The sequence below is a fragment of the Streptomyces sp. NPDC006610 genome (genome assembly GCF_040611575.1).
Classification (GTDB): domain Bacteria; phylum Actinomycetota; class Actinomycetes; order Streptomycetales; family Streptomycetaceae; genus Streptomyces.
In genome coordinates, this window is the sequence record NZ_JBEXOP010000002.1 from 17,540 (window position 1) to 43,456 (window position 25,917).

The window sequence follows — 25,917 nt, forward strand, 5'->3', positions numbered from 1 at the left end:
GGATAACGCATGGGTATTACACCTCCGTGTCGGAGCGCGTACGCACCGTGCCCGGACGCCGTCCGGCCCGGTCGCTGATACCCTGGTAGCCCGTGGACCGGTGGGCGAGAAACCCCGGCACCGCACCCCCAGACCGACCACGGGAGCCTCCTCTTGGCCATGCCGCCCGCTGCTTTCCGAAACAGCACCGCCACGACGACCAAGCACATCTTCGTCACCGGGGGTGTCGCCTCCTCGCTCGGCAAGGGGCTGACCGCCTCCAGCCTGGGCATGCTGCTCAAGGCGCGGGGCCTTCGTGTCGTGATGCAGAAGCTCGACCCGTACATCAACGTGGACCCGGGCACGATGAACCCCTTCCAGCACGGCGAGGTGTTCGTCACCAACGACGGCGCCGAGACCGACCTGGACATCGGCCACTACGAGCGCTTCCTCGACCGCGACCTCGACGGCTCCGCCAACGTCACCACCGGTCAGATCTACTCCACGGTGATCGCCAAGGAGCGGCGCGGCGAGTACCTGGGCGACACCGTCCAGGTCATCCCGCACATCACCAACGAGATCAAGAACCGCATCCGGCGCATGGCCACCGACGAGGTGGACGTCGTGATCACCGAGGTCGGCGGCACGGTCGGCGACATCGAGTCGCTGCCGTTCCTGGAGACCGTCCGCCAGGTCCGCCACGAGGTCGGCCGGGACAACGTCTTCGTGGTCCACATCTCCCTGCTGCCCTACATCGGCCCCTCGGGCGAGCTGAAGACCAAGCCGACCCAGCACAGCGTCGCCGCGCTGCGCAACATCGGCATCCAGCCGGACGCGATCGTGCTGCGCTGCGACCGCGAGGTGCCGACGGCGATCAAGCGCAAGATCTCGCTGATGTGCGACGTGGACGAGGCCGCCGTGGTGGCCTGCCCGGACGCGCCGTCCATCTACGACATCCCGAAGACCGTCCACTCCGAGGGCCTGGACGCCTACGCGGTCCGCAAGCTGGACCTGCCGTTCCGCGACGTGGACTGGACGACCTGGGACGACCTGCTCGACCGCGTCCACAACCCCGACCACGAGATCACCCTGGCCCTGGTCGGCAAGTACATCGACCTGCCCGACGCCTATCTGTCGGTGACCGAGGCGCTGCGCGCCGGCGGCTTCGCCAACAAGACCCGCGTCAAGATCAAGTGGGTCACCTCCGACGACTGCCGCACGCCCGCCGGCGCCGCCCAGCAACTGTCCGACGTGGACGCCGTCTGCATCCCCGGCGGCTTCGGCGACCGGGGGGTGTCCGGCAAGGTCGGCGCGATCCAGTACGCCCGCGAGAACCGCATCCCGCTGCTCGGGCTCTGCCTGGGCCTGCAGTGCATCGTCATCGAGGCCGCGCGCAACCTGGCCGGGATCACCGATGCCAACTCCACCGAGTTCGACGCGGCCACCTCCCACCCGGTCGTCTCGACCATGGCCGAGCAGCTCGACATCGTCGCCGGCGAGGGCGACATGGGCGGCACCATGCGCCTGGGCATGTACCCGGCCAAGCTGGCCGAGGGGTCCATCGTGCGCGAGGTCTACGACGGCAAGGAGTACGTGGAGGAGCGGCACCGGCACCGCTACGAGGTGAACAACGCCTACCGCGCGGAGCTGGAGAAGAAGGCCGGCATCGTCTTCTCGGGCACCTCTCCCGACGGCAAGCTCGTCGAGTACGTGGAGTACCCGCGCGACGTCCACCCCTACCTGGTCGCCACGCAGGCCCACCCCGAGCTGCGCTCGCGGCCGACCCGGCCGCACCCGCTGTTCGCCGGGCTGGTGAAGGCCGCGGTCGAGCGGAAGAACGCCAAGTAGCAGGGCGGTTGTACGGTGGCCGGGGTGCCCGCCCTCGACGGGTGCGCACCCCGGCTCGCTGTGTTCGTACGTGTTGGGTGCACATGGGGAAGGACAGGGCATGACGATCAAGGACACCCCCGAGGAGTGGGAGATCCGGGCGACGGACACCCCCTTCGTGGGCAACAAGACCTCCGTCCGCACGGACGACGTGGTCATGCCCGACGGGACGGTGGCCCGCCGCGACTACCAGGTCCACCCGGGATCGGTGGCCGTCCTCGCCCTGGACGACGAGGACCGGGTCCTGGTCCTGCGCCAGTACCGGCACCCGGTGCGGCACAAGCTGTGGGAGATCCCGGCCGGCCTCCTGGACGTTCCCGGTGAGAACCCGCTGCACGCTGCCCAGCGCGAGCTGTACGAGGAGGCGCACGTCAAGGCCGAGGACTGGCGGGTGCTGACGGACGTGTACACCACGCCGGGCGGCTGCGACGAGGCCGTGCGGATCTTCCTCGCCCGTGATCTGGCGGAGGCGGAGGGGGAGCGGTTCCAGGTCGAGCACGAAGAGGCCGACATGGAGATCCGTCGCGTCCCGCTGGAGGACCTCGTGCGGGGCGTGCTGGCCGGTGAGCTGCACAACAACTGCCTGGTGGTCGGCGTGCTGTCCCTGGCCGCCGCGCGCGCCGGCGGGGACCTGGACGCCCTGCGCCCGGCGGAGGCGCCGTGGCCGGCGCGGCCGTTCGACGCCTGAGTCCGTCCGTCCGTCCGCTCCGCGGGTGGGGCTGGGAGCTGGGGGCCGCGGGGCGGTACGGGTCCGTGCGCGGTCGCGGACCCGGGATCCTCTGGGCCGTGGAGGTCGCTGCGCATCCGCGAATCGGCGGGTCCGGTGCGCGTCCGACGACGGCTCCCGCGCGAGCCTGGCCCCGAGTCCGTGCTGCCTCGAACCGGGCGTCCACCCGGTTTCCGGCCTGTCCGGCACCGGCTCGGTCGCGCCTCCCCTCCGGAATCGCGCCCCGGGGCCGGGGCCGGCTTCCGGGACAAGGCTGTGGTGTGACGATCTGCTGATCCGATCGGGGGACGTGTCCGCCCTGCTCCGCCCGGAACGCCGCAAGGGCTGAACTAGGCTCTGGAAACGCCCGAACCGGAGTCCCGGCGGGCTGTGCACGTGCGGTGGACGGGAGTGTGGCCCGTGACGGATCAGGCGGTGGACACGGACGGCGTCCAGTTGTCGCAGGACACGTCGGCGCGGACCGGATTCCTGGGCCGTACGCGGGAGTTGAAGGAACTGCGCGCCGACATCGAGCGCGCCGGACTCGACACGCTGTCCGGGAAGAAGGCGCCCCGCGCGCGCGTGCTGCTGATCGCGGGGAAGCCCGGATCCGGCCGCACCGCCCTCGCCGAGGAACTCGCCGCGCGGGTCGCCGACCGCTACCCCGACGGTGTCCTGCGCGCCCGGCTCCGCGACCCCGACGGCACCCCCGTCCCCACCGAGCGCACCGCCCGCGACCTGCTGACCGCCCTCGGCCTGCCCACCCCGCCCGGCGCCGCCGAGGACGACCTCACGGCGTCGCTGCGCGCGGCCCTGGCCGGCCGCCGGTCGCTGCTCCTGCTCGACGACGCCGCCGACGCCGAACAGGTCGACGCGCTCCTGCCCGAGGCCCCCGACTGCCTCGTCGTCGCCGTCTCCCACGGCCCGCTGACCGGCATTCCGGACGTCCGGCCCTGCGCCCTCGGCGGTCTCGACACCAAGACCGCCGTCGACCTGCTGTCCCGGCACACCGGCTCGGTCCGCATCACCGTCGACCCCCGCGCCGCCGAGGGCCTGGTGGAGGAGTGCCAGGCCCATCCCGCCGCGCTGCTCCTGGCCGGCGGCTGGCTCGCCGCCCGGCCCAAGGCGGCCGTCTCCGACCTCGCCAAGCAGCTGCGCGCCGAGGGCGACGAGGGAACCCCGCTCGACCGCGTGTTCCGGCTGGTTCACGCCTCCCTGCCGAGCCCTGCCGCCCGGATACTGCGCCTGCTCTCCCTCGCCCCCGCCGGCCTGGTCGACCCGCACACCGCCTCCGCGCTCGCCGGCTGCTCCGTGGACGGCGCCCGCGCCACCCTGGACGACTTCACCGCCCTCGGCCTGCTGCGGACGGCCGACTCGCCGCTGCCCGAGTACGAGGTGCCCGGCTGTCTGCACCCCCTGCTGCGCGCCCTCACCGAGACCCACGACCGTCCGGCCGAGCTCCAGCTGGCCCGCGCGCGGATGCTGGAGCGGTACGTACGGCTGCTCCAGTCCTGCCGGGCGATCACCGAGACCGACAGCCCTCAGGCCCGCGAGAAGCTCCTCGGCACGCCCCGCTCGCTGCGCTTCCCCACCGTGCGGGCCGCCGCCGACTGGCTGCGCATCCGCCGGCCCGCGCTGCTCGCCGCGGCCCGCCTCGCGGTCGCCGACGGCGAGCTGGACACCCTCGCCCGGCGGCTGATGTCCCAGCTGGTGCGGGCGATGGTCGCGCACGTCGGCACCGAGGCCGCCGCGCCCGACCTCTACGGCATCCACGGCCTCGTCCTGGACGTCGCCGAGCGCCGGGGCCTGCCCCGCGAGAAGGCCGCGGCCCTGCTGAACCTCGGCGACCTCGACCACCGCACCGGCCGCACCGCCGCCGCCCTGGTCCGCTACCGGGCCGCGCTGGACGCCGGACGCGAGGCGAACGACCCGTACGCCACCGGCCGCGCGATGGAATCCGTAGGCGGCGCCCACCTGGAGCGCGGCGACTACGACCGGGCCGCCGACTGGTTCGGCCGCGCCCTCGCCGAGCGCCTCGCCCGCGACGAGCGTGCCGAGGCCGCCCGGCTGTACGGCAGGATCGCCACCGCGCACACCTACGCGGGCCGTTACGGCGAGGCCCAGCGCCACTGGCGGGCCGCCGTCGCCGGTCACCGCAGGCTGGGTGATGTGGCCGCTCACGCGCGGGCGTTGAGCGAACTGGCCCGGGTCCAGGAGTACGCCGGCCGGCCCGGGGAGAGCCTGCGCACCTGCCAGGAGGCCGTGGAGTGGGCACGCCGCGCCGAGGACGCCCGGCTGCAGGCCGCGCTGCACCTCCGGCTCGCCGACACCCTGGAACGCCTCGGCGACCCGACGGCCGCCGCGCTGCACCGCAGCACCGCCCGGCGCATGCTGGGAGAGGAGCTCCCGGAGGGCGATGCGCCGGATCCAGCCATGGAACAAGCCGCTAACGCCTACGAAATCCGCAGTACATCCGCAGAAGATTGATGCAATGAAAGGCTAGACAGCGGGAACACCTTCATTAGACTGGCTCTGCCGCACGTTCTCCTGCGGTGTCTCCCGGTGTGCCCCGAGCCTTCCGGGTTTGTCGCGTACTACACCCTCTGAGCCAAGGACCGTGATCGACGTGAAGGTCGGCATCCCCCGCGAGGTCAAGAACAACGAGTTCCGGGTGGCCATCACCCCCGCCGGCGTGCACGAGCTGGTGCGCCACGGCCACCAGGTCGTCATCGAGCGCGGCGCCGGCGTCGGCTCGTCGATCACGGACGACGAGTACACCGCCGCCGGAGCGCGGATCCTGGACACCGCGGACGAGGTGTGGGCCTCCGCCGACCTGCTGCTGAAGGTCAAGGAGCCCATCGCCGAGGAGTACCACCGCCTCCGCAAGGACCAGACCCTCTTCACCTACCTGCACCTGGCCGCGTCCAAGGAGTGCACGGACGCCCTGCTGGAGTCCGGCACCACCGCGATCGCCTACGAGACGGTCGAGCTGCCGAGCCGCGCGCTGCCGCTGCTCGCCCCGATGTCCGAGGTCGCGGGCCGGCTCGCCCCGCAGGTCGGCGCCTACCACCTGATGCGCGCCAACGGCGGCCGCGGCGTGCTCCCCGGCGGCGTCCCCGGCGTCACCCCGGCCAAGGCCGTGGTCATCGGCGGCGGCGTCTCCGGCTGGAACGCCACCCAGATCGCCGTGGGCATGGGCTTCGACGTGACCCTGCTGGACCGCGACATCAACAAGCTGCGCGAGGCCGACAAGATCTTCGGCACCCGGGTCAAGGCCGTGATGTCCAACTCCTTCGAACTGGAGAAGGCCGTCCTCGACGCCGACCTCGTCATCGGCGCGGTGCTCATCCCCGGCGCCAAGGCCCCGAAGCTGGTCGGCAACGAGCTGGTGGCCCGGATGAAGCCGGGAAGTGTCCTTGTCGACATCGCGATCGACCAGGGCGGCTGCTTCGAGGACTCGCACCCCACCACCCACGCCGAGCCGACCTTCCCGGTGCATGGATCGGTCTTCTACTGCGTCGCCAACATGCCGGGCGCGGTGCCGAACACCTCCACCAACGCCCTCACCAACGCCACGCTGCCCTACATCGTGGAACTGGCGAACCGCGGCTGGGTCGAGGCGCTGCGCCGCGACCCCGCGCTCGCCAAGGGCCTCAACACCCATGACGGCAAGGTCGTTTACAAGGAGGTCGCCGAGGCGCACGGCCTGGAGCACGTCGAGCTGGACTCGCTGCTCCGCTGACGGCGAACGGCTAAGTCACCTTTTCGTAAAGGCGATACGTCAACACGGCTCGTCAACCGCGCAAACCCGGCCGGACCTTGCCCGACAAGGTCCGGCCAGGTGTGTGTATGGTCACTTTGCACCACTCGGTCAACTCGCCTCGAACGTAACCCTTGAACCGATTCGCACACCGGTGAAACCTGCCGTGCGACGCTCGTACGCCCTTGACACAGGCGCCTTTCATCGCCGACACATCCGGCCGGGTCCGGCGGATTGTGTTGCTGCGAACCGCCGACACGCCATAGAGTCGCAAACCGTCGGCATGGTGCCACGCTGACCTGTCTAGAAGTTTCCTGGTCACCAAGGAGGTAAGACGACTTGTGAATGAGTCGACATTTTCTCCCGGGGGTGGTCAACCAGGAAGCCCTGCGCGGGGCGAGGTTCCCGCGGGGTTCGAGGCTGTCGGCTCCGTCGCGGTGCGCACCTTCGCAGCCCACCAGAGTCACCAGACCTCCCGCGTGACTCACCCAGCACACCAGAGCATGGATGGCCATCACGTGAACGCCATGGCCGGCGACGGAAGTGGCGCGCCCCACAACCATTTCGCCGACTACGACGAACTGCCCGAGGGGCACTTCTACGACCCCGACGCCGAGTACGAGCCCGATCCCGAGTACGCGGCCACGCTCGCGCCCGACGCGGCCCGCCAGCGCCGTGAGCGCATCGGCCCGACCGGGCGCCCGCTGCCGTACTTCCCGATCCCGGGCCCGCTGACCGACCACGGACCCGCGACGATCATCGCGATGTGCAACCAGAAGGGCGGCGTCGGCAAGACCACGTCGACCATCAACCTGGGCGCCGCTCTCGCGGAGTACGGGCGCCGGGTGCTGCTCGTCGACTTCGACCCGCAGGGCGCGCTGTCGGTCGGACTCGGCGTCAACCCGATGGAGCTCGACCTCACCGTCTACAACCTGCTCATGGAGCGGGGCATGGCGGCCGACGAGGTGCTGCTGAAGACGGCGGTCCCGAACATGGACCTGCTGCCCAGCAACATCGACCTGTCGGCGGCCGAGGTCCAGCTGGTCTCCGAGGTCGCCCGGGAGTCGACGCTCCAGCGCGCGCTGAAGCCGCTGCTGCCGGACTACGACTACATCGTGATCGACTGCCAGCCCTCGCTCGGCCTGCTCACGGTGAACGCGCTGACGGCCGCGCACAAGGTGATCGTGCCGCTGGAGTGCGAGTTCTTCGCGCTGCGCGGCGTCGCCCTGCTGACGGAGACCATCGAGAAGGTCCAGGAGCGGCTCAACCCCGACCTGGAGCTGGACGGCATCCTCGCCACGATGTACGACTCGCGCACCGTGCACAGCCGAGAGGTGCTCGCGCGTGTCGTCGAGGCGTTCGACGACCACGTCTACCACACGGTCATCGGGCGCACGGTCCGCTTCCCGGAGACCACGGTCGCCGGCGAGCCGATCACCACGTACGCCTCCAACTCCGTCGGCGCCGCCGCCTACCGTCAGCTCGCCAGGGAGGTGCTCGCCCGGTGTCACGCCGAGTGAGTCTGCCCGGGGCCGACGAACTGTTCCGCACGACAGGGGGAATGGCGCTCCAGGCATCCACTCCCCGGCGCCAGACGGGCGGCGACGCCCGGGTGCCGCCCCCCGCGGGGGAGGGCGACGCGGTGGCCGCCGGGACGGCGGAGGACGCCCCGCAGTCCGTTCCCGCGCAGGGCGGCGACGGGGAGGGCGCCGAGCACGTCGCGGCCGACGCCGAGCCGATCGACGCGGAGTCCCGCGGACGGCGGCGCCAGGCGGCGCAGGACGGCGCCGCCGCGCCCCGCAAGCGCGGGCGGGCCGCCGCCCGGCGGCCCAGCGGGCGGGAGCGGCACGACGAGAAGATCACGGTGTACGTGTCCGCCGAGGAACTGATGGACCTGGAGCACGCCCGTCTGGTGCTGCGCGGCGAGCACGGCCTGGCGGTCGACCGCGGCCGCATCGTCCGCGAGGCCGTCGCGGTGGTCCTCGCCGACCTGGAGACCCGCGGCGAGGCCAGCATCCTGGTACGCCGCCTGCGCGGCCGCTGAGCGCTCCCGCCGGCCGCTTCCGGCGACCGCGCTCGCGGTGACCGCTTCCGGCGGTGCGGAATGATTCCGTCCGCCGCTCCGAGCGTAGGCCGTGGGCGGCAGGGCGACGGGATGCTCGTACGACGGCCGCGCGGGCGGGAGCGGTAGCCTGCGAGGGCCATGACCTCGAACGACGATCCCGCCCGCGGCCCCCGGCCCGCCCGGCGCCGCCCGCTGGGCCGGGGCCCGGGGACGGCCGCTCCCGCACCGCGGACGCCCGCCGAGCCGTCCGCGGAGCCGGAGGCCGCCGCCGGGTCCGCGCGAGAGGCGGAGGCCGTCGCGGACGCGGACGGCACGCGCCCGCCGGGCGCGCCCGCGCGGGAGACGACGGAAGCCGTCGCAGGTGTCGCAGGTGCGCAGGGCAACCCTCGGCCGGGCACGGATGCCGGGGCCCTCCCGCCCGAGGCGGCGGGTCCGGCTTCGGCGGTGCGTCCGGCGGAAGGTGAGGCGCCGGCCGAGGCGGAGCAGCGGACCGGCCCACCGGGACCGGCGGGCTCACGTGCCGCGCGGGAACCCGGCCGGGCGGCCGTCCCCGATCCGCCGGCGCCGTCGGCGGGTCCGGCCCCGGCAGCCCCGTCGGACGACGCGGCGCGCGCAGGCGCAGGGAGTCGGCCGGGTCCGCCCGGCGCGGTCGCGCCGAGTTCTGCCGTGCCGGGGGCCGCGAGTGTCCGGGCGGTGCCGGCATCCGGCCGGGAGGCCGGGGACGTCGTGTCCGAGGACGCGCGAGGTGCGGGTCCGGCGGCCGGGAACCTCCCCGGGAGACCGGGCGCGGTCGTGCACGCTCCTGGGGCGGCGGAGGCGGCCGCGGGCCCCCGGACGGCGGCGGAGCCCGCTGCGGAGGCCCGGGAGGCTGCCGAGGCCGCCGGGAGTGCGACGTCCGCCCGCACCGGGCGTCGGTCCGGGGCAGGGGCGGACGGCCCGCGGGATGTGCCGGCCGGCGGGGCGGGGCCCGTGCCGGAGGGGACGGGCGAGCCGGCGGGTGGGGACGACGGGGTCTTCAAGGTCCGGCTGGCCAACTTCGAAGGGCCGTTCGACCTGCTGCTGCAGCTGATCTCCCGGCACAAGCTCGACGTCACCGAGGTCGCGCTGTCCAAGGTGACCGACGAGTTCATGGCCTACATCAGGGCCATGGGGCCCGACTGGGACCTGGACCGGACGACCGAGTTCCTCGTCGTCGCCGCCACGCTGCTCGACCTGAAGGCCGCCCGGCTGCTGCCGGCCGCCGAGGTGGAGGACGAGGCCGACCTGGCGCTGCTGGAGGCCCGCGACCTGCTGTTCGCGCGACTGCTGCAGTACCGGGCGTACAAACAGATCGCCGAGATCCTCAGCGGGCGGCTCGACGACGAGGCCCGCCGCTACCCGCGCACCGTCGGGCTCGAACCGCACCACGCCGACCTGCTGCCCGACGTCGTCATCAGCATCGGCGCCGAGGGGTTCGCCCGGCTCGCGGTGAAGGCGATGCAGCCCAGGCCCAAGCCGCAGGTGTACGTCGAGCACATCCACGCCCCGCTGGTCAGCGTGCAGGAGCAGGCCGGAATCGTCGTCGCGCGGCTGCGCGAACTCGGCGAGGCCAGCTTCCGGACCCTGGTGGCGGACACCGGCGACACGCTGACGGTCGTGGCCAGGTTCCTGGCGCTGCTGGAGCTGTACCGGGAGAAGGCCGTCGCCCTGGAGCAGGAAACCGCCCTCGGCGAGCTGCTGGTGCGGTGGACCGGCGGGGACGGCGACCGGGCGCCCACGGTCACCGACGAGTTCGACCGGCCGCCCGAGGAGCCCAAGGAGGAGAGGAAACCGTGAGCGAGGACAGCGACGGCGTCGCCGCACTGGAACTCAGGCCCGCCCTCGAGGCCGTGCTGATGGTCGTGGACGAACCCGCCACCGAGGAGCACCTGGCGAAGGTGCTGCGGCGGCCCCGCCGGCAGATCGCGGACGCGCTGCGCGCGCTCGCCGACGAGTACACCGCCCAGCGGCGCGGCTTCGAGCTGCGGCTCGTCGCCGGCGGCTGGCGCTTCTACACCCGCCCCGAGTACGCCGCCGCCGTCGAGGGCTTCGTCCTGGACGGCCAGCACGCCCGCCTCACCCAGGCCGCGCTGGAGACCCTCGCCGTGGTCGCCTACCGCCAGCCGGTCAGCCGCAGCCGCGTCTCCGCCGTGCGCGGAGTGAACTGCGACGGTGTCATGCGCACCCTCCTTCAGCGCGGTCTCGTCCAGGAGGCGGGCACGGAACCCGAAACAGGTGCGATCCTGTACACGACGACGAACTACTTCCTGGAGCGGATGGGCCTGCGCGGCCTGGACGAGCTCCCCGAGCTCGCGCCCTTCCTCCCGGAGGCGGAGGCGATCGAGGCCGAGACACAGGAAGGCGTACCGTCGTTCGATCCGGACGCCCCGGACGCGGACGACGGACCCACGACGAACATGCCTGACACGACGACGACGGAACTTTGATGCGAAGCAGCGGCAGCGGAAACAGCGGCGGGCGCGGTAACTACCGCGGCGCCGGCAACGACAGGGACCAGAAGCAGGGGCAGGGCCGCCCCCGCAAGCCCCGCCCCGAGGAGCGCCGCTACGACGTGGGCCCCGGGGCCACCAAGGACGGCCCCAAGGCCGGCCGGGGCGGCGCGGCCCGCGGCGGCGCCAAGAAGCCCGGCCAGGGCGCCGGCGGCGGCCAGGGCGGGCGCGGACGCACCGCCCCGGCGCGCTCGCGCGAGTACGAGACGCGGATCGAGGAGCGCAACCGCGAGCGCTACGCCGACAAGAAGGACGTGAAGCTCCCGAAGACCTTCCCGGGCGCCGAGCAGGAGGGCGAGCGGCTGCAGAAGGTCCTCGCCCGCGCCGGCTACGGCTCGCGGCGCGCCTGCGAGGAGCTGATCGACCAGGCCCGCGTCGAGGTCAACGGCGAGATCGTGCTGGAGCAGGGCAAGCGGGTCGATCCGGAGAAGGACGAGGTCAAGGTCGACGGCCTGACGGTCGCCACGCAGTCGTACCAGTTCTTCGCGCTGAACAAGCCCGCCGGCGTCGTCTCCACCATGGAGGACCCGGAGGGCCGCCAGTGCCTCGGCGACTACGTGACCAACCGCGAGACGCGGCTGTTCCACGTCGGCCGGCTGGACACCGAGACCGAGGGCGTCATCCTGCTCACCAACCACGGTGAGCTGGCCCACCGGCTGACCCACCCCAAGTACGGCGTGAAGAAGACCTACCTCGCGCACATCGTGGGCCCGATCCCGCGCGACCTCGGCAAGCGCCTCAAGGACGGCATCCAGCTCGAGGACGGCTACGCGCGCGCGGACCACTTCCGGGTCGTGGAGCAGACCGGCAAGAACTACCTGGTCGAGGTCACCCTGCACGAGGGCCGCAAGCACATCGTGCGCCGGATGCTGGCCGAGGCCGGCTTCCCGGTCGACAAGCTGGTGCGCACCGCCTTCGGCCCGATCACGCTGGGCGACCAGAAGTCGGGCTGGCTGCGCCGGCTGTCCAACACCGAGGTCGGGATGCTGATGAAGGAGGTCGACCTCTAGGTCGCCGGCACCCGCTCGCGGGTCGCCGTACCCGCTTGTGCGTTCCCCGCCCCTCCCCTTATCGTCAGAGTGACTTTAAGGGGAGGGGTTACCCGTATGACCACCACCGCCGTCCGCAAGCGCGCCGCCACCGGCGCCCTGCTGGGCCTCGCCCTCGGGGACGCGCTCGGCTTTCCCACCGAGTTCGACGACGTGCCCTCGATCCTCGCCAAGTGCGGCCCCTGGCGGGAGATGACGCTGACCACCCCCGCGGTCGTCAGCGACGACACCCAGATGACCCTCGCCCTCGGACGCGCCCTGCGCACGGCCATGGACCGGGGGCCGCTGGGACCCAAGCGCCTGGAGCGGCCCCTGCGCGAGGAGTTCGTGGACTGGTACCGGTCGCCGGACAACAACCGCGCACCCGGCCGCACCTGCATGGTCGCCTGCGGTCTGCTCAAGGAGCCGGGACGGCCGTGGCAGGCCGCCAGCCAGACCGGCTCCAAGGGCTGCGGCGCCAACATGCGCGTCGCCCCGCTCGGACTCGCCCCCGGCCTGAGCGAGGAGCAGCGTGCCGGCGCCGCCCAGTTGCAGGCGGCCCTCACCCACGGCCACCCCACCGCGCTCGCCGCCTCCGACCTCACCGCGCACGCCGTACGCCTGCTCGCCGAGGGCGCGGAGCCCACCGGACTGGTCGGGCTGTTGCGCTCGTACGCCTACGACAACCGCACCCGGTACCACGAGCGCTGGCTCGGCGACCTGTGGCAGCGGGCCGGCGACCCCACGCCCGGGCACTTCATCGCCCGCGGCTGGGACGAGTGCCAGGCGATCCTCGGCCGGCTCCAGGACGCGGTGCGCACGGTCTCGCCCGAAACCGACCCGTGCCTCGTCACCGGAGAGGGCTGGATCGCCGAGGAGGCCCTGGCGACCGGGCTGCTGTGCTTCCTGCTGTTCGTGGACGAGCCCCTCACCGCCCTGCGCCGGGCCGCCTGCACCGCCGGCGACTCCGACTCCATCGCCTGCCTGACCGGCGCCTTCGCCGGCGCGCACCTCGGCTCCGACGCCTGGCCGGCCGACTGGGCGGACCGCGTGGAGTACCACGGCGACCTGGTGACCCTCGGGGCGCTCTGGGACGCCTGACCGCCCCCGCCGGGCCCGCGCGCCCTCCGTCTCAGCGGGCGGGCGCGGCGCACCGGCGGGTCCCGGGCTGACTACGCTGGACGGACACGAGGAGCCGTAGCAGAGCACCACCAGCAAGGCGAGGAGCAGCACCGTGGCGGTACGAGCGGTCCGGGGCGCCGTCCAACGCGCACACGACGAGGCCGGCCACAGGAACGTCCACCCCGGCGCCGCCGCCCCGCGCGAGGACGTCGCCCGGTGAGGAGCGCACTCGTCCTCGGCACCGGCCTGATCGGCACCTCCGCCGCCCTGGCCCTCGCCCAGCGCGGCGTCACCGTCCACCTCGCGGACCGGGACCCGGAACAGGCCCGTACGGCCGCCGCGCTCGGCGCCGGCACGGACGAGGCGCCCGACGGTCCGGTGGACCTCGCGATCGTCGCCGCCCCGCCCGCCCACGTCGCCCCGGTCCTCGCGGACGCCATGCGGCGCGGGGCCGCCCGCGGCTACCTCGACGTCGCCAGCGTCAAGGGCGGGCCGCGCCGCGAGCTGGAGGCCCTCGGCCTGGACCTGTCGGCGTACATCGGCTCCCACCCCATGTCCGGCCGGGAGCGCTCCGGGCCGCTCGCCGCCACCGGCGACCTCTTCGAGGGCCGCCCCTGGGTGCTCACCCCCACCCGGGACACCGACACCGAGGTGCTGAACCTCGCCCTGGAACTGGTCTCGCACTGCCGTGCCGTCCCGGTCGTCATGGACGCCGACGCCCACGACCGTGCCGTGGCCCTCGTCTCGCACATGCCCCACCTGGTCTCCAGCATGGTCGCCGCGCGCCTGGAGCACGCCGACGAGGCCGCCGTACGGCTGTGCGGGCAGGGCATCCGGGACGTGACACGGATCGCCGCCTCCGACCCCCGGATGTGGATCGACATCCTCGCCGCCAACCCCGGCCCGGTCGCCGACCTGCTCGCCGACGTCTCCGCCGACCTGGACGAGACCGTCCGGGCGCTGCGCGCCCTGCAGTCCTCCGACGAGGCCAAGCGCCGGGAGGGCGCCGCCGGCGTGGAGAACGTGCTGCGGCGCGGCAACGCCGGCCAGGTCCGCGTGCCCGGCAAGCACGGCACGGCCCCGCGGGTCTACGAGGTCGTGGCGGTGCTCATCGACGACCAGCCGGGCCAGCTGGCCCGCATCTTCGCGGACGCCGGACAGGCGGGCGTCAACATCGAGGACGTGCGCATAGAGCACGCCACCGGGCAGCAGGCGGGCCTCGTGCAGCTGATGGTCGAGCCGAAGTCGGCCCCCGTGCTGTCGGCGGCGCTGCGCGAGCGCGGATGGGCGATCCGGCAGTAGGGCCGGGCGCCGGCCACCGGGTGCGGCCGGACGAGTGACGCGTGCCCGGTAACCTTGTGCGGGGCACAGTCGCGCCCCGCACACCCACCGCCTCGCACCAGGAAGGTGTCCCCCCGTGGAAAACGGCGCCGCCCAGCCCGTGATTGTCGCCATCGACGGCCCCTCCGGCACGGGCAAGTCCAGCACGTCCAAGGCCGTCGCCGGACGCCTCGGACTGAGCTACCTGGACACCGGCGCCCAGTACCGGGCCATCACCTGGTGGATGGTGAACAACGGGATCGACGTCGAGGACCCCTCGGCGATCGCCGCCGTCGCCGGCAAGCCGGAGATCGTCTCCGGCACCGACCCGGCCCACCCGACGATCACCGTCGACGGCACCGACGTGGCCGGCCCCATCCGCACCCAGGAGGTCACCTCCAAGGTCAGCGCCGTCAGCGCGGTGCCCGAGGTGCGGACCCGGATCACCGAGCTGCAGCGTTCGATCGCCGCGTCCGCCGGGCGCGGCATCGTCGTGGAGGGCCGGGACATCGGCACCACCGTGCTGCCCGACGCCGACCTGAAGATCTTCCTCACCGCCTCCCCGGAGGCCCGCGCCGCCCGCCGCAGCGGCGAGCTGAAGGGCGCCGACGTCAACGCCACCCGCGAGGCGCTGATCCAGCGGGACGCCGCCGACTCCTCCCGCAAGACCTCCCCGCTCGCCAAGGCGGACGACGCCGTCGAGGTAGACACCACCGAGCTGACGCTGGACGAGGTCATCGAACACGTCGTCGCCCTCGTCGAGGAGAAGCGGGCCGCGAAGTGACCGAGGTTCCGTCCGCGAGGGGCGCCGAGGCCGGGCGGCGCATGGGCGTGCCGCTGATGTACGGCCTGTGGCGGACGCGTGTGCTGGGCGCCTGGCGCGTCCCTGCGGCCGGACCGGTGATCCTCGCGGTCAACCACGCGCACAACATCGACGGCCCGATGGTGATGGGCGTGTCACCGCGGCCGACGCACTTCCTGGTCAAGAAGGAGGCGTTCGTCGGGCCGCTCGACCCCCTGCTGACCCGGCTCGGCCAGGTCAAGGTGGACCGGTCGCGCACCGACCGCACCGCGGTCACCCGGGCCCTCGCCGTGCTGGACGCCGGCGGTGTCCTCGGCATCTTCCCCGAGGGCACCCGCGGCGAGGGCGACTTCGCCGCGCTGCGCGGCGGACTCGCCTACTTCGCCGTGCGCAGCGGGGCGCCGATCGTGCCCGTCGCCGTGCTGGGAAGTTCTGGCGCCGGCGGGCGGTTGATCAAGGCGCTGCCGCCCCTGCGCTCCCGGATCGACGTCGTCTTCGGCGAGCCGTTCGAGGCGGGCGACGGCAGCGGGCGGCGCGCCCGCTCGGCGCTGGACGAGGCGACCGAGCGCATCCAGAAGCAGCTCACCGCCCACCTGGAAAACGCCAGGCGCCTGACCGGGCGCTGGGCGACACTGAGTAGTGGATCACTTCACGTGGTCCACCGATCACCACGATGAACGAGGTACGGACTTCATGAACGACCACATCCACTCCGAGGGCTCGCCCGGCGAGCACGACCACGGAGCGCTTGGCGACGCCGAGTACGCGGAGTTCATGGAGCTCGCCGCGGAAGAGGGCTTCGACGTCGAGGACGTCGAGGGCGCCATCGAGGCGGCCGGTCACGGGCCGCTGCCGGTGCTCGCCGTCGTCGGCCGCCCGAACGTGGGCAAGTCGACCCTGGTCAACCGCATCATCGGCCGCCGCGAGGCCGTCGTGGAGGACAAGCCGGGCGTCACCCGCGACCGGGTCACCTACGAGGCCGAGTGGGCGGGCCGCCGCTTCAAGGTCGTCGACACCGGCGGCTGGGAGCAGGACGTCTTCGGCATCGACGCCTCGGTGGCCGCGCAGGCCGAGTTCGCGATCGAGGCGGCCGACGCGGTCGTCTTCGTCGTGGACGCCAAGGTCGGCGCCACCGACACCGACGAGGCCGTCGTGCGGCTGCTGCGCAAGGCCGGCAAGCCGGTGGTGCTGTGCGCCAACAAGGTCGACGGCCCGAGCGGTGAGGCCGACGCGTCCTATCTGTGGTCCCTCGGCCTCGGCGAGCCGCACCCCGTCTCCGCGCTGCACGGCCGCGGCACCGGCGACATGCTGGACGCCGTCCTGGAGGCGCTGCCCGAGGCGCCCGAGCAGTCCTTCGGCACGGCCGTCGGCGGTCCGCGCCGGGTGGCGCTGATCGGCCGCCCGAACGTCGGCAAGTCGTCGCTGCTGAACAAGGTGGCGGGCGAGGAGCGCGTCGTCGTCAACGAACTCGCGGGCACCACCCGCGACCCGGTGGACGAGCTGATCGAACTCGGCGGCAAGACCTGGAAGTTCGTGGACACCGCCGGCATCCGCAAGCGCGTCCATCTCCAGCAGGGCGCCGACTACTACGCCTCCCTGCGCACCGCGGCCGCCGTCGAGAAGGCCGAGGTGGCCGTCGTCCTCATCGACGCCTCCGAGTCGATCTCCGTGCAGGACCAGCGGATCATCTCCATGGCCGTCGAGGCCGGCCGCGCCCTCGTCGTCGCCTACAACAAGTGGGACACCCTGGACGAGGAGCGCCGCTACTACCTGGAGCGGGAGATCGAGACCGAGATGGCCCAGGTCGCGTGGGCGCCCCGGGTGAACGTCTCGGCGGCGACCGGGCGGCACATGGAGAAGTTGGTCCCGGCGATCGAGACCGCGCTGGCCGGCTGGGAGACCCGGGTGCCGACGGGCCGGCTGAACGCCTTCCTGGGCGAGCTGATCTCCGCCCATCCGCACCCGGTGCGGGGCGGCAAGCAGCCGCGCATCCTGTTCGGCACCCAGGCCGGCACCAAGCCGCCGCGGTTCGTGCTGTTCGCCTCCGGGTTCATCGAGGCGGGCTACCGGCGCTTCGTCGAGCGCCGGCTGCGCGAGGAGTTCGGCTTCGAGGGGACGCCGATCCACATCTCGGTGCGGGTGCGCGAGAAGCGCGGCGCGAAGAAGAAGTAGCGCGACGGCCGTGAGCCACGGCCAGGTGTATGACATGGGAGAGGGCGGCCCCGCGGGGCCGCCCTCTCCCATGTTCCGCAACCCCCGGTCACGTCCCTCTGCGCGGACTCGGCGGCAGCGCGGCCGGGACGTGGTGGGGCTGCGGCTGCGCGATCCGGCCGACGCGCTGCCACGGCGACTGCGCGGACTGCGGGGCCGGCTGGGACTGCGGGGATTCCCGGGACTGCCGCGGCTGCTGGGAGTGGTGTGTCTGGCTGTGGTCCGTCCGGGCGTGGTACGGCTGGTGGCCGCTGGTGTACCGCGTGCTCTGCGCGCCCACGCTGTAGGCGCCGTACGAACTGCTGAACGTCCCCGAGCCGTGCGGGATGTCGCTGAAGGCGGTGAACCCCAGCTTCTCCTCCCCGCTGCGGTCGCCCGGCAGCGTGCGGAAGGATGTGACGTACTCGTCGTAGAGCGCGTCGTAGATCGGCGTGGCCGAGGGGCCGCCGGGATCCTGAGCCGCTCGCGCGGAGGGGACCGGCTGCAGGGCGTGGCGGCGGGGAACGTCGTATGCGTGCACGTATGTCCAAACGACCCCGGTCGGGAAGGGATGCGGCCCGGCGGGGCCCTCGGGGAAGGGGCGGGGCGCTCAGGTGCCCGCGAGCGGGAGCGTGGCCGCCACCAGCTTGCCGGTGGCCGCCGCCCGGTCCAGGGCGTCTCGCAGCAGGTCCTCGCGGGGCTGCCGGCCGATGGAGCCTGCGGGTGCGGCGAACATCAGCACCTGCTGGTGCTTGTTGGCGGCCGAGCGCCAGCCCTCGGTGACCTGGAGCGGTTGGTGGGCCTGCCACCAGGCGACCGGCTGGCCGCCGAGGGCGTTCGGCTGGAGCACCGCGTGCAGCCGGCCCATGGCCAGCAGCACCGACCAGCCGTGCAGCACCGGGGGCACGGCGGACAGCTCGGTCAGCGGCATGAAGCCCTGCTCGATCAGCAGCGGCAGGAAGTCGTCTCCTGCGGCCAGGGAGCCGGGGCGCACGATGGGGCCGGTGGGCTCGACGACCAGGGCCGGGTGCAGCTCCCCGGCGATCAGCACCAGCCCGCTGGTCACCCCGAGCACAGCCTGCTCGGGCGCGGTCCGCTCCGGCTGCGGCGCGGGGGTGTCGCGGCCGATGGCCCGTACGGCGCCCTGGAGCTGCTCCTCGGTGACCTGGACGACCTGCGAGGGCAGACAGGTGGCGTGGGCGAAGGCGAGCACGGCGGTCTCGTCGCCGATGAACAGCACGGTGCTGGTGTGCTCGCGCTCGGAGTCGCCCGGGGTGCGGCAGGACGTGCAGTCGTAACTGCCCGGGGCGTTCTCTCCGGCGAGCAGCCGGTCGGCTTCTTCGTCGCCGATCTCGGCGCGTACCTCGTCGCTGACGTCGAGCATGCGCGGCACGGGTGGCTCCCTCGGTCTGCGGTGCGCGGGGGCCGGGTGGCTCCCGGCCCGTGGCCGGGGCGGGCCCCCGGCTCATGAAGAAGACAACGGCCGATCTGTGGCGGGAGTCACGCTGTACGACGAACGGAATCGAACCATCCGGCGCGGAGCGTGATGCCCGGTGCGGAAACGGTCACTCACCGTCAAAAGGTCGTAGCGCCAAGGTAGTTGAACGCGTGATGTGAGTCATGGTTTTGCGGGGCGGTTGGTCGACAAATCCGGAAATCGGCGAATGAAGTGGGTGACCGAAAATCGCCGATACCTCGGGTAACGGCGAACTGGCCTGGAATGACAAGCGCGTTGTTGTGACCTCCCCGTGATCTCCGTACATTCCTCCGCCGTGTGCAACGAGCACCGCTCGGGTACGTCCGCCCACCGCGGAGAACCGGACGCCAATGCCGGTTCTCCGCGGGGCGCGGTGGACGGGGCGGAGCGCGACGACCGCGTCCGTGCGCGGAACCGCGCCCCGTCCGGGGGAGCCCGGGTCCGTGGAGAGGGAAGTGGATGTCGGACAGTACGGGTTGCGGCACCGCGCGCGCCGGGTTCGCCAGGGCGACGACGCGCACCAGGGCCGCCCTCGCCGGGGCGGCGCTGCTGGCCCCGCTCGGCCTGCTCGCCGCGGCGGGCGAGGCGACGGCGGCCGACGGCGGGGTCTGGGACCGCATCGCCCAGTGCGAGAGCGGCGGGAACTGGCACATCAACACCGGCAACGGCTACTACGGCGGACTCCAGTTCTCCGCCGGCACCTGGCGCGCGTTCGGCGGGGCCGCCTACGCGCCGAGGGCCGACCTGGCGACCAGGGACCAGCAGATCGCCGTCGCCACCAAGGTCCAGCGCGTCCAGGGCTGGGGAGCCTGGCCCACCTGCGCGGCCCGCGCCGGCGCCCACGGCGACGCCCCCGCGACCGGCACGCCGTCCGGCTCCCCGGCGCCCGGGGCGGCCCCGGCGGCGCCGTCGAACGCCCCCGCCCGCCCCTCGGCCCACACCGACCGCAGCGCCTCCCGCGGCGACTACACCGTCCGCCGGGGCGACACGCTCAGCGTCATCGCCGCCCGCCACGGGACGACGTGGCAGCGCCTGTACGACGTCAACCGGGCCGTCATCGGGGCCGACCCGGACGTGATCGTGCCGGGGCAGCGGCTCGACCTCTGAGCCTGCGCCCGGCGCACACCCGGCGCCGCGCCCCGCCCGGTCCGCCGACCGGGTGGGGCGCCGTCCGCAGCGGCGCGGCCCGGCGGGCGGACCGGGCCCGTCGGCCTAGCGTGGTCCGATGATCAGCACGCCGATCGTGGCCGCCCTCGCGGCGGCCCTGCTCACCGCCCCCGCCGCCCAAGCGGCAGCCCCGTCCTCCGCCCCCGCCTCCGCCCACGCACCCTCCCCGTCCTCCGTCTCCGCCCCGGCCTGTGCCGACGACCAGTGGCCCTGGGGCTGCATCGCCGAGTGCGAGAGCGGCGGGAACTGGCACATCAACACCGGCAACGGCTACTACGGCGGGCTCCAGTTCTGGCAGCCGACCTGGGAGGAGTACGGCGGCCTGAAGTACGCCCCGCGCGCCGACCTCGCCACCCGCGACGAGCAGATCGCCGTCGCCCAGGAGGTTCTGGCCTGGCAGGGATGGGGCGCCTGGCCCGTCTGCTCGAAGCGGTACGGGCTCTCGGGCCGTATGCACACGGTGAAGCCCGGGGACACGCTCTCCTCGATCGCCGGCAAGTACGGCGTCAAGGGCGGCTGGCAGGGCCTCCACACCGCCAACCGGAAGACGATCGGCGCCGACCCGGACCGCATCGAGGTCGGCGCGCTGCTGGTCATCCCGCCGGGCTCGACCGGCACGCGCCGTGCGGGGATTCTGTGACCGAAACGTGTATTTCCTGCGTGCGCGTAGTCCCGCGGGGCGTCCGGAACCGGCCGGGAAAGGCGTCTTGAGGGGGGTTTCTCGAGGGATTCTCGAGTGTTTTGCGCACGGGCTATTCCGAGCGCGTCGCACCCCGCGGGAATTCGTCTTCCACGGAGTGCGCGAGCGGCGGAAAACCGCTCGTCCGGGTGAACCCCTGCGGCCGAACGCCTGTCGTGATCCTGTGACGGAAGCGTGACCGCAGGGGGATCCATGACTAGCGTGGCGGCATGGCATCGATTCCGACACCCCCCGCCGAACCGAACGACAGCCCGGACGCCTACGCCGGCCTCGACGCGGCCACGGCCGAGCGTCTCGCCCGCGAACGCGGGTGGTCGGCGGTGCGTTCCCTGCCGCCGGGGGCGATCATCACCATGGAGTACCGCGTGGGACGGCTGAACTTCGAGGTGCGCGACGGAGTGGTCGTCCGGGCCTGGAAGGGCTGACCGGCCCCCAGGGGCCGACCGGTCAGCCGCCCGTCAGCGGGCGCGCCGTCGAGGCGGAACCGCGGGCGACGCGCTCGGGGTGCGGCGGGCGGCGGCTGCCGACCGGGGTCACCGGCGTGCGCTCGGAGCGGGTGGTGTGCGGGCCGGGGGCCAGATAGGCGGGCGCCCGGCCGGCGCGCGCGGCCGTCTGCGGGATCGTCTCCCGTACCACCGCCGCGGGCTCCTCCTCCGACACCGCGGCCGGGGCCGGCGGGCAGGGCGACTCGTCCGCGACGGGCACGGGCACGGGCCGCGGCGCCGTACGGCTCCGGCGGGGCAGATGACGGTCGCGCAGCTCCAGCAGCCACGCCTCGGCGCGGGCGATCGGCGGCTCGAACCACGGCAGCGCCAGCAGGATCAGCAGACCCGCGGCCCAGCCCAGCAGCACATCGCTGAGCCAGTGCGTGCCCAGGTAGACGGTGGTGAGACCGACGCTGAGCGAGAGCACCGCCGACAGGGCCGACAGCCAGCGGCGGGTGCCCGGCGTGGACGCCAGATAGGCGAGGATGCCCCAGGTCACGACGGCGTTCGCGGTGTGACCCGAGGGAAATATGTCGCTGCCGGCCTGGAACCAGTGCCACATCTCGTTGGAGCCGACCTCGGTCGCGTAGTGCGGACCGGAGCGGCCGAGGCCGTATTTCACGGCGCCCACCGTCACGTTCAGCAGCAGCAGCGCGGCGCCGAACGCCAGCAGCGGCCGCAGCGTGTGCTGCCGCCAGCAGCGCCAGCCCAGCCAGGCCGCCACCATCACCGCCGTCGGGCCGCGCTGCCCCAGGACCACCCAGTAGTCCAGGAAGGCATGGATCTCCGGCCACTGCTGATAGGGCCGGAAGAGCATCGCCTGCCAGTCGAAACGGACCAGCCACGAGGTGGTGACCACGGCCAGCACGATCGTGAGGTAGAAGGCGAGCGTCGCGCCGAAGAGCACCGCCCGGTGCCGGGTCATTCGCGGCACGTCGAGGACCGGCCGCTGCGGTTCGCGGTCCAGTCGGGCGAAGATCCGGTCGAGCCGGGTCGGCTTTGGTTCGGTACGCACGGAATCGACGTTACAGCGAGTGAGCTGTCTTCCCGGTCGAATCACCGGGTTTGTAATGACCATGTGATGTGGCATTGCTCTCAGCAAGGGGTTTATTTCCATGGATTCCGGCAATCCGTAGGGGCCCTTCCTGGTAATTCCTTTGATCATTACCTGCGCACAGTTTTCCCGCTCTTTAGCGAGGGTTCACGGCGGCCCGGAGCCGTTCAGCCAGAACGCCCCGTACACCGCCGCGGCCACCGCGGCCCCGCCCGTGACCAGCGCGGCCGTCACGGTGCGCAGCCGGGCCAGGGCCAGCGCCGGCGGCAGCAGCAGCGGGAAGGCGGGGAGCAGCAGCCGGGGCTTGGAGCCGAAGTAACCGGACGCGCCCAGCGCCAGCGCGGTGACGACCCCCGCGTACACCAGGAGCGGCAGCGGCTCGCGCCGGCGTACGCACAGGGCGTACAGCCAGAGCACCAGCCCCACCCCGGCGATCAGCGCCGCCCCGGCGAGCGTCGAGGGGAAGGAGGCGAGCAGACCCCCGACGAAGCGGGCGAAGGCACGGCCGCCGTCGAAGCCGTTGCGCCAGCCCGCCTGGACGTCGAGGTAGCCGAGCGGACCCCGGCCGGTGCGGTGGCCGACCCACAGCACGTACCCGGCGGCGCCCAGAGGCGCGAGCAGCATGCCCAGGGCGCGCGGCCAGACCGGAGCGCCCCCGGCGGGGTGGTCGGGGGAGGGGACGGGGGCGTACGCGCCCAGGTGCGCGCCCGGAGCGGGCGTCGCGCTCCGGGCAGGCCCGGATGGAGCAGTGCGCCGCTCCCGTACGAGGGACGCCAGGGCCGCCGCCCACACCGCCGCGCCCACCGCGAGCCCCACGGGCCGGGTCAGCCCCGCGCACAGGGCCAGCGCGCCCGCGGTCACCCAGCGCCCGCTGAGCACCGCGTACAGCGCCCACGCGGCCAGCGCGGTGAACAGCGACTCGCTGTACGCCATCGACTGCACGATCCCCACCGGCAGCACCGCCCACAGCAGCACCGCACAGACCCCGGCCCGGCGTCCGTGCACCAGGTCGACGACCGCGAAGATCCCCCACGCCGCCGCCACCGAACCGCATGCGGCGACCACGAACCCGGCGTCCGCGTACGAGAGCCCGGCCACCGCGCGCAGCCCCCGCTCCAGCCACGGCAGCAGTGGGAAGAAGGCCAGGTCGGAGTGGACGTCGCCGTTCGGCAGCCGCACCTCGTGGCCGTACCCCCGCTCGGCGATCCGGGCGTACCAGAGGGCGTCCCAGCGGGCGGTCAGCAGGGTGTACGCGCTCTTGTCCCGCGCGGCGCTCCACCCCGCCAGCGTCAGCAGCACCAGCACGCGGACGGCCGCGTACCCGAGCAGGGCGGGGGCCGCCCGGCGCAGGGCCGGGACGCGGGAGCTGCGCGTTCCAAGATCGGTCACGGGCTCGATTATCGGCGGCGCCCGGGCGCGGACCGCCGGACCGGGCCCCGGTCGTGACGTACGGCGACCGGCGGTGCGTGGCGTACGCCACACGGGTTGCCCGGAGGTGTGAGAGGTCCGCCACTCGACCCCCGTGCGAACTCGCGTACGCTGACGTGTCACTCGCCATTCGTTGCGCGGGCCGGAGACCTCCGCTCCTCTCCGGCCGAGTCACGAGGGAGTCCCCACCCCCGTGAGCCCGCCGAACGCGAGAACATCTGGGAGGTACGTACATGTCCGGGACGACCACGGCCGCCGTCGGGCTGCGCCGTCGGGCGGCCGGGGCCGGTGCCAACCGCTGGGTCGTCCTCGTGGTCCTCTGCGTCAGCCTGCTGCTGGTCGCCGTCGACGCGACCGTGCTGCACGTCGCGGTGCCCGCCGTCACCGAGGACCTCCGGCCCAGCGCGATAGAGCTGCTCTGGATCGTCGACGTCTATCCGCTCGTCTGCGCCTCGCTCCTGATCCTCTTCGGCACCCTCGGCGACCGCGTGGGCCGCAGACGGGTCCTGCTCCTCGGCTACGCCCTCTTCGGCGTCGCCTCCGCCCTCGCGGCCTTCGCCGACACCGCGCAGGTGCTCGTCGCGGCGCGGGCGCTGCTCGGCGTCGGCGGCGCGATGATCATGCCCGCGACGCTCTCGATCCTGCGCCAGGTCTTCCCCGACCGGCGCGAACGGGCGCTCGCGATCGGCGTCTGGAGCGCGGTGGCCGCGGTCGGCGCCGCGGTCGGGCCGCTGCTCGGCGGCTTTTTGCTGGAGCACTTCCAGTGGGGCGCGGTCTTCCTCGTCAACATCCCGCTGATGCTGGTCAGCCTGCCGGTCGGCCGTCTGCTGCTGCCCGAGTCCAAGGGCGAGGGCGACGGCCCCTGGGACGTGGTCGGCGCGCTGCTGGCGGCCGTCGGACTGTTCGGCGTGGTCCTCGGCGTCAAGCGGCTGGGCGCCGGCGAACCTGCGCTCGGCCCGCTCACGCTGGTCCCGCTGCTCGTGGGCGCGGTGCTGCTGGTGCTGTTCGTGCGCAGGCAGCGGCGGCGCCGGCATCCGCTGGTCGACCTGCGGATGTTCGCTCGGCCGACGTTCAGCGTCTCCGTCGGGTGCATCGTGCTCGCGATGCTCGCCCTGGTCGGCCTGGAGCTGATCGCCGCCCAGTACCTCCAGCTGGTCCTCGGGCTCTCGCCGCTGGAGACGGGGCTGCGGCTGCTGCCGCTGACGGTGGCCGCGATGGCGGCGGGACTGGCCGGGGCGCGGATGCTGCGCCGGTTCGGGCCGCGCCGGATGGTGTGCGCCGGGTTCTGTCTGACGGCCGCGGCGGTCGTGCTGCTCACGGCGATGGGCGGGCAGGACGATCCCGCGCTGATGCTCTCCGGGTTCGTGCTGCTCGGCTTCGGCCTGGAGACGACCCTGTTCGGGGCGTACGAGTCCATGCTGAGCGAGGCCCCGCCGGAGCAGGCGGGCGGCGCGGCCGCGATCGGCGAGACCTCCTACCAGCTCGGCGCGGGCATCGGCATCGCCCTGCTCGGCAGCGTGATGAACGCGGCGTACGCCCCCGGACTCTCCTCCGTGCCGGGCGTCCCGGCGTCCGCGACCGAGGCGGCCGGGCACTCGCTCGGCGAGGCCTACCATGTCGCCGGCCGCCTCGGAGGGTCCGCCGGGGAGGCCCTGCGCAGCGCCGCGAGGGACTGCTTCGTGCACGGCCTGCACGTCACGCTCCTGGTCAGCGCGGGCCTGCTGCTCCTCGGCGCGGCGATGGCACTGCGGCTGCCCCGCGCGATGCACTGCGAGGCGCCGCCGCTGCACATGCCCGCACCACGCGAGTCCGGCCAGGGCGGGCGGGCCGGGCAGGGTGCGCCGGGCGCGTCGGCCGCGCCCGCCGGGGGGACGGCGAAGGCCGGGAAGGCCGTGGAAGCCGGGAAGACGGCTGAGGCCGGGAAGACGGCGGAGGTCGCGGGCTCGCGCGTTTCGGCGTGATGCCCACTCCGGAAGCCGCCGCACGGGGTGCGGCTCACCGTGGCGTGGCCGGATGCCGGGGCTGGGCGAGGGACCGCGAGGTCCCGAAGGACAGCGCGGCTCCCGCGGCTCCCGCACCACCCGGCCGCACGTTCACGTCGGCCGGGTGGTGCGGACGGTGGGGCGCGGAGCCGAAGCGCGGGTGGCGCGGGGGCGGAGATCGTGCCCTGACGGGTGGCAGGTGGACGTGCGGGGCGGGGCGTCGTAACGTCGCCTCGA

22 protein-coding genes are annotated in these 25,917 nt (G+C 73.4%); 18 read left to right on the forward strand and 4 right to left on the reverse strand.

Going from position 1 to position 25,917, the window contains the following annotated elements:
• Window positions 1–159: 159 nt before the first annotated feature.
• The 14 genes from ABZY13_RS01835 (at window position 160) to der (ending at window position 17,369) form a co-directional block, all read left to right on the forward strand.
• Window positions 160–1,827 (forward strand): CTP synthase, encoded by a 1,668-nt coding sequence (locus ABZY13_RS01835; protein WP_356626847.1) that lies wholly within the window; start codon window positions 160–162, stop codon window positions 1,825–1,827.
• Window positions 1,828–1,927: 100 nt separating this feature from the next.
• Window positions 1,928–2,554, forward strand: coding sequence for an NUDIX hydrolase (locus ABZY13_RS01840; protein WP_356626849.1), 627 nt, complete (start codon window positions 1,928–1,930; stop codon window positions 2,552–2,554).
• A gap of 438 nt (window positions 2,555–2,992) precedes the next feature.
• The gene (locus ABZY13_RS01845) at window positions 2,993–5,059 is read left to right on the forward strand and encodes a tetratricopeptide repeat protein (RefSeq protein ID WP_356626851.1); all 2,067 of its coding nucleotides are present in this window, start codon (window positions 2,993–2,995) and stop codon (window positions 5,057–5,059) included.
• A 139-nt stretch (window positions 5,060–5,198) separates the two neighbouring features.
• On the forward strand, window positions 5,199–6,314 hold the full coding sequence (gene ald, locus ABZY13_RS01850) for an alanine dehydrogenase (RefSeq protein WP_356627127.1): 1,116 nt from the start codon (window positions 5,199–5,201) through the stop codon (window positions 6,312–6,314).
• A 545-nt stretch (window positions 6,315–6,859) separates the two neighbouring features.
• On the forward strand, window positions 6,860–7,852 hold the full coding sequence (locus ABZY13_RS01855) for a ParA family protein (protein WP_356627128.1): 993 nt from the start codon (window positions 6,860–6,862) through the stop codon (window positions 7,850–7,852).
• Window positions 7,849–8,376, forward strand: coding sequence for a hypothetical protein (locus ABZY13_RS01860; protein ID WP_356627129.1), 528 nt, complete (start codon window positions 7,849–7,851; stop codon window positions 8,374–8,376). The genes ABZY13_RS01855 and ABZY13_RS01860 overlap by 4 nt, the downstream gene beginning before the upstream one ends.
• Window positions 8,377–9,090: 714 nt before the next feature.
• Complete coding sequence (locus ABZY13_RS01865; RefSeq protein ID WP_356626853.1) at window positions 9,091–10,212, forward strand: segregation/condensation protein A; 1,122 nt, start codon at window positions 9,091–9,093, stop codon at window positions 10,210–10,212.
• Window positions 10,209–10,862, forward strand: a complete 654-nt coding sequence (gene scpB, locus ABZY13_RS01870; RefSeq protein WP_356626855.1) for an SMC-Scp complex subunit ScpB — start codon at window positions 10,209–10,211, stop codon at window positions 10,860–10,862. Before ABZY13_RS01865 ends, scpB begins: the two co-directional genes overlap by 4 nt.
• Window positions 10,862–11,935, forward strand: a complete 1,074-nt coding sequence (locus tag ABZY13_RS01875) for a pseudouridine synthase (protein WP_356626857.1) — start codon at window positions 10,862–10,864, stop codon at window positions 11,933–11,935. Before scpB ends, ABZY13_RS01875 begins: the two co-directional genes overlap by 1 nt.
• Window positions 11,936–12,031: 96 nt before the next feature.
• Window positions 12,032–13,054 carry an ADP-ribosylglycohydrolase family protein gene (locus tag ABZY13_RS01880; protein ID WP_356626859.1) on the forward strand — a complete coding sequence of 341 codons (1,023 nt, stop codon included), beginning with the start codon at window positions 12,032–12,034 and terminating at the stop codon, window positions 13,052–13,054.
• A gap of 237 nt (window positions 13,055–13,291) precedes the next feature.
• Window positions 13,292–14,377: a prephenate dehydrogenase gene (locus ABZY13_RS01885; RefSeq protein ID WP_356626861.1), complete on the forward strand. Its 1,086-nt coding sequence runs from the start codon at window positions 13,292–13,294 to the stop codon at window positions 14,375–14,377.
• Window positions 14,378–14,492: 115 nt separating this feature from the next.
• Window positions 14,493–15,179: a (d)CMP kinase gene (cmk, locus tag ABZY13_RS01890; protein ID WP_356626863.1), complete on the forward strand. Its 687-nt coding sequence runs from the start codon at window positions 14,493–14,495 to the stop codon at window positions 15,177–15,179.
• Window positions 15,176–15,874 (forward strand): lysophospholipid acyltransferase family protein, encoded by a 699-nt coding sequence (locus ABZY13_RS01895; protein ID WP_356626865.1) that lies wholly within the window; start codon window positions 15,176–15,178, stop codon window positions 15,872–15,874. Before cmk ends, ABZY13_RS01895 begins: the two co-directional genes overlap by 4 nt.
• A 16-nt stretch (window positions 15,875–15,890) precedes the next feature.
• On the forward strand, window positions 15,891–17,369 hold the full coding sequence (der, locus tag ABZY13_RS01900; protein ID WP_356626867.1) for a ribosome biogenesis GTPase Der: 1,479 nt from the start codon (window positions 15,891–15,893) through the stop codon (window positions 17,367–17,369).
• A gap of 88 nt (window positions 17,370–17,457) precedes the next feature.
• On the opposite strand, the gene ABZY13_RS01905 is transcribed toward der, so the two are convergent.
• Both ABZY13_RS01905 and ABZY13_RS01910 read right to left on the reverse strand, forming a co-directional pair.
• A complete protein-coding gene (locus tag ABZY13_RS01905; protein ID WP_356626868.1) occupies window positions 17,458–17,928 on the reverse strand; it encodes a hypothetical protein in 471 nt (156 codons plus the stop codon).
• A 69-nt stretch (window positions 17,929–17,997) separates the two neighbouring features.
• A complete protein-coding gene (locus ABZY13_RS01910; RefSeq protein ID WP_356626870.1) occupies window positions 17,998–18,780 on the reverse strand; it encodes a hypothetical protein in 783 nt (260 codons plus the stop codon).
• 543 nt (window positions 18,781–19,323) lie between these two features.
• Between ABZY13_RS01910 and ABZY13_RS01915 the strand changes: the two genes are divergently transcribed.
• The 3 genes from ABZY13_RS01915 (at window position 19,324) to ABZY13_RS01925 (ending at window position 21,156) form a co-directional block, all read left to right on the forward strand.
• Complete coding sequence (locus ABZY13_RS01915; protein WP_356626872.1) at window positions 19,324–19,971, forward strand: transglycosylase family protein; 648 nt, start codon at window positions 19,324–19,326, stop codon at window positions 19,969–19,971.
• A gap of 118 nt (window positions 19,972–20,089) precedes the next feature.
• Entirely contained in the window at window positions 20,090–20,671 is a 582-nt protein-coding gene (locus ABZY13_RS01920) for a transglycosylase family protein (RefSeq protein WP_356626874.1), read from the forward strand.
• 269 nt (window positions 20,672–20,940) lie between these two features.
• Window positions 20,941–21,156 (forward strand): I78 family peptidase inhibitor, encoded by a 216-nt coding sequence (locus tag ABZY13_RS01925; RefSeq protein WP_356626876.1) that lies wholly within the window; start codon window positions 20,941–20,943, stop codon window positions 21,154–21,156.
• A 22-nt stretch (window positions 21,157–21,178) separates the two neighbouring features.
• Here ABZY13_RS01925 and ABZY13_RS01930 read toward each other — a convergent pair whose 3' ends face one another.
• Both ABZY13_RS01930 and ABZY13_RS01935 read right to left on the reverse strand, forming a co-directional pair.
• Window positions 21,179–22,231 (reverse strand): phosphatase PAP2 family protein, encoded by a 1,053-nt coding sequence (locus ABZY13_RS01930; RefSeq protein ID WP_356626877.1) that lies wholly within the window; start codon window positions 22,229–22,231, stop codon window positions 21,179–21,181.
• 186 nt (window positions 22,232–22,417) lie between these two features.
• Window positions 22,418–23,659, reverse strand: coding sequence for a hypothetical protein (locus ABZY13_RS01935; RefSeq protein WP_356626879.1), 1,242 nt, complete (start codon window positions 23,657–23,659; stop codon window positions 22,418–22,420).
• 272 nt (window positions 23,660–23,931) lie between these two features.
• On the opposite strand from ABZY13_RS01935, the gene ABZY13_RS01940 reads away from it, so the two are divergent.
• Window positions 23,932–25,659, forward strand: coding sequence for an MFS transporter (locus ABZY13_RS01940; RefSeq protein WP_356626881.1), 1,728 nt, complete (start codon window positions 23,932–23,934; stop codon window positions 25,657–25,659).
• The last annotated feature ends 258 nt before the right edge of the window (window positions 25,660–25,917 follow it).

What these genes read in the sequence shown, in the direction of transcription:
- ABZY13_RS01835 (WP_356626847.1), top strand. Translation starts at nt 160, where the DNA reads ATGCCGCCCGCTGCTTTCCGAAACAGCACCGCCACGACGACCAAGCAC.
- ABZY13_RS01840 (WP_356626849.1), top strand. Translation starts at nt 1,928, where the DNA reads ATGACGATCAAGGACACCCCCGAGGAGTGGGAGATCCGGGCGACGGAC.
- ABZY13_RS01855 (WP_356627128.1), top strand. Translation starts at nt 6,860, where the DNA reads ATGGCCGGCGACGGAAGTGGCGCGCCCCACAACCATTTCGCCGACTAC.
- ABZY13_RS01875 (WP_356626857.1), top strand. Translation starts at nt 10,862, where the DNA reads ATGCGAAGCAGCGGCAGCGGAAACAGCGGCGGGCGCGGTAACTACCGC.
- ABZY13_RS01880 (WP_356626859.1), top strand. Translation starts at nt 12,032, where the DNA reads ATGACCACCACCGCCGTCCGCAAGCGCGCCGCCACCGGCGCCCTGCTG.
- der (WP_356626867.1), top strand. Translation starts at nt 15,891, where the DNA reads ATGAACGACCACATCCACTCCGAGGGCTCGCCCGGCGAGCACGACCAC.
- ABZY13_RS01915 (WP_356626872.1), top strand. Translation starts at nt 19,324, where the DNA reads ATGTCGGACAGTACGGGTTGCGGCACCGCGCGCGCCGGGTTCGCCAGG.
- ABZY13_RS01920 (WP_356626874.1), top strand. Translation starts at nt 20,090, where the DNA reads ATGATCAGCACGCCGATCGTGGCCGCCCTCGCGGCGGCCCTGCTCACC.
- ABZY13_RS01925 (WP_356626876.1), top strand. Translation starts at nt 20,941, where the DNA reads ATGGCATCGATTCCGACACCCCCCGCCGAACCGAACGACAGCCCGGAC.
- ABZY13_RS01940 (WP_356626881.1), top strand. Translation starts at nt 23,932, where the DNA reads ATGTCCGGGACGACCACGGCCGCCGTCGGGCTGCGCCGTCGGGCGGCC.